Raw genomic sequence first — 10,367 nt, 5'->3', positions numbered from 1 at the left:
CCGTGCCCCGCGCACCCTGACCCCGGCCGCCTGGCGGCCGTACGCCCTGCTGCGCGGGCCCGGTCAACCTCGCCGCGGACGGCCTCGCCGCCCGGGACCCACGCCTGCACCGCCTGATCCGCGTGCTGGAACAGCCCCCACACCGATGACCTCCCCCGGGAGAATGCCCGGCCACGCCGCCCACGCAACAGCCATGACTGGACCGGCTGGTGGAGGAGCCGGACTCGCGATCCGCCCACGCGAACAGCGCGCGGATCGTGGGTTACTCGCCGACCGCACGTATGGTCATCACCGTGGTGGCTCTGCGTGGGGCTGACGGAGTGCTGCGCGGGGCGTCCGCGTGGAAAACGCGAGGCGCCCCGCGGCGTCAGTATTGGAAGGGAGCTGGCGATGAGTGAGGTCACCGAGCAGGAGCTGCAGGAATACCGGGACGAGGCGGAGAGCGCTCCGGACGCGCCGTTGTCGAGGCATGCCACCCGGCCGGGGGAGGGGCGCGCCAAGGTGCTTTCGGTGCGGTTGAGTACGGAGGAGTTCGACGAACTGAACCGGTGGGCCGCCGCATTGGAGATTCCGGCCTCGGCACTGGTGCGCAGCTGGGTCCTCGACCACCTGCGTGCGGGCTCGGACTCCCCGGTGCGCATCGTCGAGCGGATCGCGCAGGAACTCGACCAACTTCGGCGGCAGCTCGCTGCCTGAGATCCGGGGTCGGGCAGCAGGGCTCAACGGTCCGTTCGGGGCGGGCAAGACGACCGTGTCGGAACTCGTGGTCGACCGGTTCCCCGGCTCCATGCTGTTCGACCCGGAAGAGGTCGGCTTCATGCTGCGGTCGGTGGTCCCGCCCGCCCCGAGCGGCGATTTCCAGGACCTTCCGGTGTGGCGCTCGCTGACGGTGGACACCGCGACGCGGATCGCGGAGATCTACCAGCGGCCTCTCGTCGTGCCGATGACGCTCGTGCGCAGGCAGTATCGTGACGAGATCTTCGGTGGGCTGCGCACCGCGGGACTCGCGGTCCGGCACTTCTTCCTCACGCTGAACGAGGCCCTCCTCCGTTCCCGCATCACCGACCAGGTGCTGCTGCCCGACAATGCCGAGCGCGACGCGGAGGTCCGGCGGTGGCGGCTGGGTCAGGTGACGCGGTGCCTCGCCGCGCGGGCCGACATGCCGGGGGACACGGTGTTCCTCGACTCCGGCGAGGCGGGGCCCTCGGCATTGGCCGACGCCGTCGTCGAGCGGGTGTCTGCCGACTGACCCGTATCGCGCAGCAGGCCGCGGGGGACGACTCCGCCCGGTTGTGCCCGACGTCGTCGTCCCCCGCGGCTCGTTCCGTCCGGGGTCGTGGCCTACCCCGTCACGGCTTGTCCGCGCCCACCAGCCACATGGCGAAGTACTGCGAGCCGCCGCCGTAGGCGTGGCCGAGCGCGGTGCGGGCACCGTCGACCTGGTAGTCCCCGGCCCGGCCCATCACCTGCTTGGCCGCCTCGGAGAACCGCAGCATCCCGGACGCGCCGATGGGGTTCGAGGAGAGCACCCCGCCGGACGGGTTGACCGGCAGGCGGCCGCCGAGCGCGGTCTGTCCGTCCTCGGTCAGTTTCCAGCCCTCGCCCTCAGCGGCGAAGCCGAGGTTCTCCAGCCACATCGGTTCGAACCAGGAGAACGGTACGTAGATCTCGGCGGTGTCCACCTGCTCCAGCGGGTCGGTGATGCCCGCCTCCCGCCACAGCGCCTCGGCGGCGTCCCGGCCCGCCTGTGGGTTCACCTGGTCGCGGCCGGCGAACGTGGTCGGTTCGGTGCGCATCGCCGTGCCCCGGATCCACGCCGCGCCGCCGGGCACGGCGTCCCCCGCCTGCTCGTCGCCGAGCACCACGGCGCAGGCACCGTCGGAGGAGGGGCAGGTCTCGTCGTAGCGGATCGGGTCCCACAGCATCTGCGAGGCGCGCACCGAGTCCACGGTGATGTCGGACTGTCGCAGGTGCGCGTACGGGTTCAGCGCGCCGTTGCGCCGGTCCTTGGCCGCCACGATCGCGCCCACGTGCTCCGGCGCGCCGCTGCGGCGGATGTAGGAGCGCACGTGCGGGGCGAAGTAGCCGCCCGCGCCCGCGCCCACCGGCATGGAGAACGGCGGCATGATCGACAGCGCCCACATGGCGTTCGACTCGGACTGCTTCTCGAACGCCACCGACAGCACCCGGCGGTGCACCCCGGACTGCACCAGACTGGCCGCCACCAGCGCGGTGGAGCCGCCCACCGAGCCCGCGGTGTGCACGCGCAGCAGCGGTTTGCCCGGCGCGCCGAGCGCGTCGGCCAGCGCCAGTTCGGGCATCATCACGCCCTCGAACAGGTCGGGCGCCTTGCCGACCACCACGGCGTCGATGTCGGCCCAGTCGACGGCGGCGTCGGCCATCGCCCGGTCGACCGCCTCCCGGAGCAGGCCCGCCATCGACACGTCGGTGCGCTTGGAGCGGTGGTGTGTCTGTCCCGTGCCGAGCACGGCGGTACGGTTCTTGGCCACGGCCTCTCAGCCCCTCTCCAGGACGGCCACCAGGTTCTGTTGCAGCGCGGGGCCGCTGGTCGCGTGCGCGAGGGTCCGCTCGGCACCGCCGTCGAGGATGTGCCGTGCGGCCTCCCCGATCCGGATCAGCCCGGCGGAGAACATCGGGTTCGCGGTCAGCGCGCCGCCGGACGGGTTGATCCGCACGTCCTCGCCCAGGCCCAGTTCCTCGCGCAGGATCAGCTCCTGGTGGCTGAACGGCGCGTGCAGCTCGGCGACGTCGAGCCGGGCGTCGCCGGCGCCCGCGGCCCGGCCCGCCAGTTCCGTCGACGGGCTGCGGGTGAGCTCGCGCGCGCCCAGCGCCGCGGAGTCGACCCGGTGCTCGATACCGCTGATCATCGCGGGCCGGTCGACGATCTCCCGGGCGCGCTCGGCGGAGGCGAGCACGATCACCGCCGCGCCGTCACCGACCGGGGCGATGTCGTGGGCCCGCAGCGGGTCGGCGACGGGGTCGGCCGCCAGCAGGGTGTCCACATCGGTCTCGCCGGAGACCTGGGCGTACGGGTTGTCCGCCGCGTCGCGCCGGCTGCGGGCGGCCACCCCGGCCAGGTCCTTCTCGGTCCAGCGGCCCGACTCCAGGCCCAGCCGTGCCTGCATGCCCGCGATCCCGGTCGGGTCCGGCCACAGCGGCGCGGTGACGTACGGGTCGAGCTGCAGCGCCAGCACCCGGCGCAGGTCCCCGGCCGAGGCCTTGCCGAAGCCGTAGACGAGCGCGGTGTCCACCTCGCCCATCCGGATCTTCAGCCACGCCTCGTACAGTGCCCAGGCCGCGTCCATCTCCACGTGCGACTCGTGGATCGGCGGGAACGCGCCGAACGCGTCCACCGCGGCGATGAACGAGAACGCCCGGCCCGCCAGGTAGTCCGACGAGCCGGAACAGACGAAGCCGATGTCGGACTTGGTCAGTCCCGTCTGTTCGAAGACCCGCGTGAAGATCGGGACGAGCATCTCCACGCCGTTGGTGGTGCCGTCGGTGCGCCGGACGCTGGGCGCCTGCGCGAACCCGACCACCGCCACGTCGTTCATGGTGTTCCCCTCACAGGTGGTGGGCGTAGGTCTCGTACGGCGCGTCCGGCTCGCCGGTCGGCTCGAAGTGGGCGATGTTCTCCAGCGTCGTGGACCACTCCTCGCGCGGCTTCCACGACGCGCGCACCCGCATCCCCATCCGCACCTCGGAGGCCTCGCAGCCGAGCACCAGGTGCAGGAACGGGATGTCGGCCCCGTCGAGCAGGACGTAGGCGGTGACGTACGGCGGTTTGATGCGCTGGCCGAGGAACGGGACGTTGACGATGCAGAAGGTGGTCACCACACCGGTGTCCGGCAGCTCGACCTCCTCCTCGGTGGGCACGCCGTCGGTGGGGCAGGCGCCGCGCGGCGGGAGGTAGACCTTGCCGCAGGCGGGGCAGCGCTGGCCGAGGACCCGCCCCTCGGCCAGTCCCCGCAGGTACCGGCTCTCCTCCGGGGAGACCGAGTGCCGGTAGCTCAGGTGGATCGGGGTGACGATCGTGTCGACCGGCGCGCCCTCCTCCCGCTTCGCCACCGGCGGGGGTTCCGGGGTCGGGGCGGGGTCGCCCGGCGGGTCGTCGACCGGCACGAAGTAGGCGAGGTCGCGGATGTGGCCCACGGGCTCGTCCGCCCAGCGCACCCGCACGCGCATCCCGGTGCGCATCGCCGCGGGCGAGCCCGCGTCCACGGCGTGCAGCAGGGCCGTGTCCGCCCCGTCCAGGCGGATCAGCGCCCACGCGAACGGGCGCTGCACGGGCTGCGCCTCCAGCGGCTCGGCCACCCACGACCAGGACACGACCGTGCCCTCGTCGGCGACCTCGACGAACTCGGACAGGGCCGCCGCGGTTACCGGGTCGTACTCCACCGGCGGGACGTGCACCCGGCCGTCCGAACCCCGGACGCCGACGATGCGGCGTTCACGCAGCGCGTTGACGAAGCGGCCGAGGACGGGGCCGACCGACCGGGTGTAGTCGAAGCCGACGTCCAGCGGTGCCGACAGCGGTTTCTCGGTCTCGGCAGGAATCACGGGCAAAAGTGAAACACGTTCCTTTAGCTGGCGCAAGATTCCCGATGGTCGTCCGGGTCGTTGTGTCTTGCCCGCATCTGTAACACGTTCTAAATTTGCCGGTATGTCTACTACCGCCCCACCGACGACGCCCGCGATCGGGCTGTGGAACATCGCCGCGCAGAGCCCGTCGACCACCGCGGTGATCGACCCGGACGGCACCGAGGTCAGCTACGGCGACCTCGTGGCGAAGGCCGACTCCTACGCGCGGGGCCTGCGCGCGCTGGGGCTGGAGACCGGGGACGCGATCGTGGTGCTGCAACCCAACGGCTCCGAGCTGCTCGCCGCCCACTTCGCCGCCCTGCAGACCGGGCTCTACGTCGTCATGGCCAACTGGCACCTGGTCGGCCCCGAGATCGCCTACATCCTCACCGACTCGGGGGCGAAGGCGTTCCTCGCGCACGAGCGCTTCGCCGACACCGCCGTGGCCGCCGCCGACGAGGCGGGGATCCCGGCCGGGGCGCGGTTCGCCGTGGGCACGGTGCCCGGCTTCCGTGCCGTCGCCGAGCTGGCGGAGCTGGGCGGGTCGGGCAGGCCGGAGGTCCGCACCGCCGGGTCGCCGATGCTGTACACCTCGGGCACCACCGGCAGGCCGAAGGGGGTGCGGCGGCCGCTGACCGGGGCCGACCCGGACGAGGTGCCGGTGGCCTCCACCTGGTTCTTCTCCATCTTCGGCATCCAGCCGTTCGACGGGCACGTCCACCTGTGCGGCTCGCCGCTGTACCACACCGCGGTGCTGAACTTCGTCGTCATCTCACTGCAGCTCGGGCACCCGGCGGTGCTGATGGACAAGTGGGAGCCGGAACAGATGCTGCGGCTGATCGAGCGGCACCGGGTCACGCACAGCCACATGGTGCCGACACAGTTCCACCGGCTGCTCGACCTGCCCGAGGACGTGCGCGGGGGCTACGACGTCTCGTCACTGCGGGTCATGGTGCACGGCGCGGCGCCGTGCCCGGACGAGATCAAGCGGCGGATGCTGGACTGGTGGGGCCCGGTGGTCACCGAGTACTACGCGGCCACCGAGGGCGGCGGCACCGTGATCAGCGGCGAGGAGTGGCTGCGCAAGCCCGGTTCGGTGGGCCGGGCCTGGCCCGGCTCGGTGGTGACGGTCCTGGACGACGACGGGGAGGAGCTGCCGCCGGGGGAGACCGGCACCGTCTACATGCGCATGGGCTCCTCGACGTTCGAGTACCACGGCGACAAGGAGAAGACCGAGAAGTCCCGGGTGGGCGACCTGTTCACCCTCGGCGACGTCGGCTACCTCGACGAGGACGGCTACCTGTACCTGCACGACCGGAAGAGCGACATGATCATTTCCGGCGGGGTGAACATCTATCCCGCCGAGATCGAGAACGAACTGGTGCTGCACCCCAAGGTCGCCGACGTGGCCGTGTTCGGTGTGCCGCACGAGGACCGGGGCGAGCAGATCAAGGCGGTGGTCCAGCCCGCCGACGGCGTCGACCCCTCGGACGCCCTCACCGACGAGCTGCTGGAGCACGCCCGCGGCAGGCTCGCGAAGTTCAAACTCCCGCGCAGCATCGACTACGTCGACGAACTCCCGCGCGACCCGAACGGCAAACTCTACAAACGCAAACTCCGCGACCCCTACTGGCAGAACCACGACCGCGCCATCTGACCCCGCGCCGGCGGGTGTGCCGTGAAGGACTCCTTGCCTGCGTTGAATGCAGCGAAGGAGTCCTTCACGGTACCCGACGCAGGCAAGGGGGCCTTCACGGCACCATCTCAGCGGGCGTGGAACTCCGGGGTGCGCTTCTCGGCGAAGGCTTTGGGGCCTTCCTTGGCGTCGGCGCTGGCGAAGACCTCGACGCCGTACTTGGCGTCCAGCTTGAACGCCTCGTTCTCGTGCATCCCCTCGGTGTCGCGCATCGTGCGCAGGATCGCCTGCACGGCCAGCGGGCCGTTCGCGGCGATCGTGTCGGCGATCTCCAGCGCCTGCTCCAACGCCGTGCCGTCCGGGACGACCCGGCCGATCAGCCCGATGTCGGCGGCCTCGGCGGCGGTGAGGTGCCTGCCGGTCAGCAGGATCTCGGCGGCGCGGGTGTAGGGGATCTGCCGCGGCAGCCGCACCGCCGACCCGCCCAGCGGGAACAGACCCCAGCGTGCCTCGGACACGCCGAACTTCGCGCTCTCGGCCGCCACCCGGATGTCGGTGCCCTGCAGGATCTCCGTGCCGCCCGCGATCGCCGGGCCCTCCACCGCGGCGATCAGCGGTTTGCTCAGCCGCCTGCCCTTGAGCAACCCGTCCATCCGGCTCGGGTCGAAGCTGCCACGGGAGAACGACTCGGACGGGCTGTTGCGGCTCATCGACTTCAGGTCCGCACCCGCGCAGAACGCCCCGCCCGCGCCGGTCAGCACGCAGGCGCGGATCTCCGGGTCGGTGTCCACCCGGTCCCACGCCTCGACCAGGATCTCCAGCATCTCGCCGGTCAGGGCGTTGCGGGCCTCGGGCCGATTCATCGTCACCACGAGGGTGTGCCCGCGTTGTTCGACCAGTGCGTGCGGTTGCTCCATCGGCGGCCTCCCGTTCGCCTCGGCGCCAGTCTCGACCATTGCCGCGAACGATAACATGTTCTAGTTTGTTCGGGTGGCTTTCAACATCGCGGATCTGCTTGAGCACGCCGTCGACGCCGTGCCGGACCGCACCGCGGTCATCTGCGGGGACCGGCGGGTCTCCTACGCCCGACTCGACGAGCGGGCGAACCGGCTCGCCCACCACCTCGCCGCCAACGGGGTGGGCAAGGGTGATCACATCGGCGTGTACTCGCGGAACTCCATCGAGATGATCGAGACGATGTACGCGGCGTACAAACTCCGCGCCATCGCGATCAACGTGAACTACCGGTACGTGCACGGTGAACTGCGGTACCTGTTCACCAACGCCGACCTGGTCGCTCTGGTCCACGAGCGGCAGTACTCGGACAGGGTCGCGGCGGTCCTGCCCGAGGCACCCGATGTGAAACACGTTGTCGTTGTCGAGGACGGTTCGGACGCCGACTTCGAGCGCCACGGCGGGGTCGCCTACGAGACCGCGCTCGCGGGAGCCTCCGCCGAACGCGACTTCGGCGAACGCAGCTCCGACGACCGCTACATCCTCTACACCGGCGGCACCACCGGCTACCCCAAGGGCGTCGTCTGGCGGCACGAGGACGTCTGGCGGGCACTCGGCGGCGGCATCGACTTCGTCACCGGCGAGTACGTCACCGACGAGTGGGCGCTGGCCGAACAGGCGAAACAGGGCGGGATGGTGCGGTTCCCGGTCGCCCCGCTGATCCACGGCGCCGCGCAGTGGGCGGCGTTCGGGGCACTGTTCGCCGGCGGCACGGTCGTGTTCACCCCGCAGTTCGACCCGCACGAGGTGTGGCGCGAGATCGACCGGCATGGGGTGCAGGTGCTCACCGTCGTCGGTGACGCGATGGCCCGGCCGCTGATCGACGCCTACCGCTCCGGCGGCTACGACGGGTCGTCGCTGGTGGCGGTGTCCAGCCACGCCGCCCTGTTCTCCCAGGCGGTCAAGCAGCAGTACCTGGACACGTTCCCGAACGTGGTCCTCACCGACGCGATCGGCTCGTCGGAGAGCGGCTTCACCGGCATCGGCATGATGTCGAAGGAGGCGGACCACTCCGCGGGGCCGCGGGTGAACTTCGGTTCGGACGCCGTGCTCATCGACGACGACGGCAACCGGGTCGACCCCGCCCCGGGCGCCGTGGGCCGGATCGGACGCCGCGGCAACGTCCCGCTCGGCTACTACAAGGACCCCACCAAGAGCGAGACGATCTTCGTCGAGATCGACGGCGTCCGCTACGTCGTGCCCGGCGACTACGCGCGCTACGAGGACGACGGCACCGTCACCCTGCTCGGCCGCGGTTCGCAGTGCGTCAACACCGGTGGGGAGAAGGTCTTCCCCGAGGAGGTCGAGGGCGCGCTGAAGGGGCACCCGGACGTGTTCGACGCGCTCGTGATCGGGGTCGACGACGAGCGGCTCGGGCAGCGTGTCGGGGCGATCCTCGAACCCCGCCCGGGCGCCACCCTCGACCTCGCCGCGGTCCGGGACCACGTGCGCACCGAGATCGCCGGGTACAAGGTGCCGCGCAGCGTGTGGGTCGTCGACACCATCGGCCGCCTGGCCAGCGGAAAGCCCGACTACACCTGGGCCGCGCGACACGCGGCCGAGAACCCGCCCACGGACGCGTCGCAGGCGTAACCCCCGCGAAGGAGAATCACCATGCGCACCACGCTGTGCGACACGCTCGGCATCGACCTCCCGATCGTCGGGTTCACCCCCTCCGAACACGTCGCCGCGGCGATCAGCCGGGCGGGCGGACTCGGCGTCCTCGGCTGCGTCCGGTTCAACGACGGCGACGAACTCGACGACGTGCTGACCTGGATGGACGACAACACCGACGGCAGGCCCTACGGCGTCGACGTCGTGATGCCGTCGAAGATCCCCACCGAGGGCAGCTCGATGGACCTGAACGAGCTGATCCCCGCCGAACACCGTGCGTTCGTCGAGCGCACCCTCGCCGAGCTCGGCGTGCCGGAACTGCCGGAGGACACCGAGGAACGCGCGGGCGTGCTCGGCTGGCTGCACTCGGTGGCCCGCTCGCACGTCGACGTGGCGCTCAAGCACCGGCCGTCGCTGATCGCCAACGCGCTCGGCTCGCCACCGGTGGACGTCATCGACCGGGCCCACGAGCACGGCGTGCCGGTGGCCGCGCTCGCCGGCAAGGCCGAACACGCCCGCAGGCACGTCGACAACGGGGTGGACCTCGTGGTGGCCCAGGGTTACGAGGCCGGCGGGCACACCGGGGAGATCGCCTCGATGGTGCTGCTGCCGGAGATCGTCGACGCGGTCGGCGACCGGGTCCCGGTGCTCGCCGCGGGCGGGATCGGCTCGGGCAGGCAGGCCGCCGCGGCGCTGACGCTCGGCGCGCACGGCGTGTGGACGGGCTCACTGTGGCTGACCACCCGCGAGTACCTGGAGACCATGCCCGCCTCCGAGGCGGTGCAGCAGGCGCTGGTCGCGGCGGACTCGTCGGACACCGTCCGCACCCGGATCTACACCGGTAAGCCCGCCCGGCTGCTCAAGACCCGCTGGACCGAGGCGTGGCAGGCCGACGACGCCCCCGAGCCCCTGCCGATGCCGCTGCAGAACCTGCTCGTCTCGCCCGCGCACAACCGCATCCACGCCGCCGCGGACCCGTCCGTGGTGTCCATGCCGGTGGGCCAGATCGTGGGCAGGCTGAACGAGGTACGCCCGGTCGCCGAGGTGGTCGACGAGCTGGTGGGCCAGTTCGAACAGGCGGTGGACGGCGTGTCCCGCATCCGGCACGCCTGACGCGGTTCACCCGCTCCCGGCGTTGTCGGGGGCGCCGTGGGTGCCGTGGTGTGCGGCCCGGCGCACGCCGTACACCACGGCCCCCACGGCGAGCACGAGCACGCCCGCGAGCACCGACGTCGTGGGCAGGCTGAACGCCAGCAGCACACAGCCGAGCAGACCGACCGTGGGCACCACCCGGCGCGCACCGAGCGTCCAGGCGCTCGCGTTGGCCACCGCGTAGTAGGCCAGCACGGCGAACGACGAGAACCCGATCGCGCCCCGCAGGTCCGCCACCGAGGCCACGGCCGCGACCACCGCCCCCACGGCGAGCTCGGCCCGGTGCGGCACCCGGTACCGCGGGTGCACGGCCGCCAGACCCCGGGGCAGATGCCCGTCCCGGGCCATC

9 protein-coding genes and 1 pseudogene are annotated in these 10,367 nt (G+C 71.7%); 5 read left to right on the top strand and 5 right to left on the bottom strand.

The features are described from left to right. Positions 1–390: 390 nt before the first annotated feature. On the top strand, positions 391–696 hold the full coding sequence (locus ACTIR_RS0109150; protein WP_026454037.1) for a hypothetical protein: 306 nt from the start codon (positions 391–393) through the stop codon (positions 694–696). Beyond that, a complete protein-coding gene (locus tag ACTIR_RS0109145; protein WP_411431321.1) occupies positions 614–1,249 on the top strand; it encodes an AAA family ATPase in 636 nt (211 codons plus the stop codon). Before ACTIR_RS0109150 ends, ACTIR_RS0109145 begins: the two co-directional genes overlap by 83 nt. A 100-nt stretch (positions 1,250–1,349) precedes the next feature. On the opposite strand, the gene ACTIR_RS0109140 is transcribed toward ACTIR_RS0109145, so the two are convergent. The 3 genes from ACTIR_RS0109140 to ACTIR_RS0109130 are packed head-to-tail and all read right to left on the bottom strand — an operon-like array spanning position 1,350 to position 4,581. After that, positions 1,350–2,510 (bottom strand): thiolase domain-containing protein, encoded by a 1,161-nt coding sequence (locus tag ACTIR_RS0109140; RefSeq protein ID WP_026454035.1) that lies wholly within the window; start codon positions 2,508–2,510, stop codon positions 1,350–1,352. 6 nt (positions 2,511–2,516) lie between these two features. Next, positions 2,517–3,575, bottom strand: coding sequence for a thiolase domain-containing protein (locus ACTIR_RS0109135; protein WP_026454034.1), 1,059 nt, complete (start codon positions 3,573–3,575; stop codon positions 2,517–2,519). A 10-nt stretch (positions 3,576–3,585) separates the two neighbouring features. Further along, the gene (locus tag ACTIR_RS0109130) at positions 3,586–4,581 is read right to left on the bottom strand and encodes a Zn-ribbon domain-containing OB-fold protein (RefSeq protein WP_026454033.1); all 996 of its coding nucleotides are present in this window, start codon (positions 4,579–4,581) and stop codon (positions 3,586–3,588) included. Positions 4,582–4,684: 103 nt separating this feature from the next. Here ACTIR_RS0109130 and ACTIR_RS0109125 point away from each other — a divergent pair, with 103 nt between their 5' ends. Further along, the gene (locus ACTIR_RS0109125; protein WP_026454032.1) at positions 4,685–6,259 is read left to right on the top strand and encodes an acyl-CoA synthetase; all 1,575 of its coding nucleotides are present in this window, start codon (positions 4,685–4,687) and stop codon (positions 6,257–6,259) included. A 107-nt stretch (positions 6,260–6,366) separates the two neighbouring features. Here ACTIR_RS0109125 and ACTIR_RS0109120 read toward each other — a convergent pair whose 3' ends face one another. Beyond that, positions 6,367–7,155, bottom strand: a complete 789-nt coding sequence (locus tag ACTIR_RS0109120; RefSeq protein WP_026454031.1) for a crotonase/enoyl-CoA hydratase family protein — start codon at positions 7,153–7,155, stop codon at positions 6,367–6,369. A 73-nt stretch (positions 7,156–7,228) separates the two neighbouring features. Between ACTIR_RS0109120 and ACTIR_RS0109115 the strand changes: the two genes are divergently transcribed. Both ACTIR_RS0109115 and ACTIR_RS0109110 read left to right on the top strand, forming a co-directional pair. Then, positions 7,229–8,845: an acyl-CoA synthetase gene (locus ACTIR_RS0109115; RefSeq protein WP_026454030.1), complete on the top strand. Its 1,617-nt coding sequence runs from the start codon at positions 7,229–7,231 to the stop codon at positions 8,843–8,845. Positions 8,846–8,866: 21 nt separating this feature from the next. Then, complete coding sequence (locus ACTIR_RS0109110; RefSeq protein ID WP_026454029.1) at positions 8,867–9,979, top strand: NAD(P)H-dependent flavin oxidoreductase; 1,113 nt, start codon at positions 8,867–8,869, stop codon at positions 9,977–9,979. A 6-nt stretch (positions 9,980–9,985) separates the two neighbouring features. Here ACTIR_RS0109110 and ACTIR_RS0109105 read toward each other — a convergent pair. Then, a pseudogene (locus ACTIR_RS0109105) lies at positions 9,986–10,367 on the bottom strand (hypothetical protein); the annotation flags it as partial.

It is taken from the genome of Saccharomonospora iraqiensis subsp. iraqiensis (assembly GCF_000430445.1).
Taxonomy (GTDB): Bacteria; Actinomycetota; Actinomycetes; order Mycobacteriales; family Pseudonocardiaceae; genus Saccharomonospora; species Saccharomonospora iraqiensis.
This window is presented reverse-complemented; position numbering and strand designations above follow the sequence as displayed.

What these genes read in the sequence shown, in the direction of transcription:
- ACTIR_RS0109150 (WP_026454037.1), top strand. Translation starts at nt 391, where the DNA reads ATGAGTGAGGTCACCGAGCAGGAGCTGCAGGAATACCGGGACGAGGCG.
- ACTIR_RS0109135 (WP_026454034.1), bottom strand. Translation starts at nt 3,575, where the DNA reads ATGAACGACGTGGCGGTGGTCGGGTTCGCGCAGGCGCCCAGCGTCCGG.
- ACTIR_RS0109125 (WP_026454032.1), top strand. Translation starts at nt 4,685, where the DNA reads ATGTCTACTACCGCCCCACCGACGACGCCCGCGATCGGGCTGTGGAAC.
- ACTIR_RS0109120 (WP_026454031.1), bottom strand. Translation starts at nt 7,155, where the DNA reads ATGGAGCAACCGCACGCACTGGTCGAACAACGCGGGCACACCCTCGTG.
- ACTIR_RS0109110 (WP_026454029.1), top strand. Translation starts at nt 8,867, where the DNA reads ATGCGCACCACGCTGTGCGACACGCTCGGCATCGACCTCCCGATCGTC.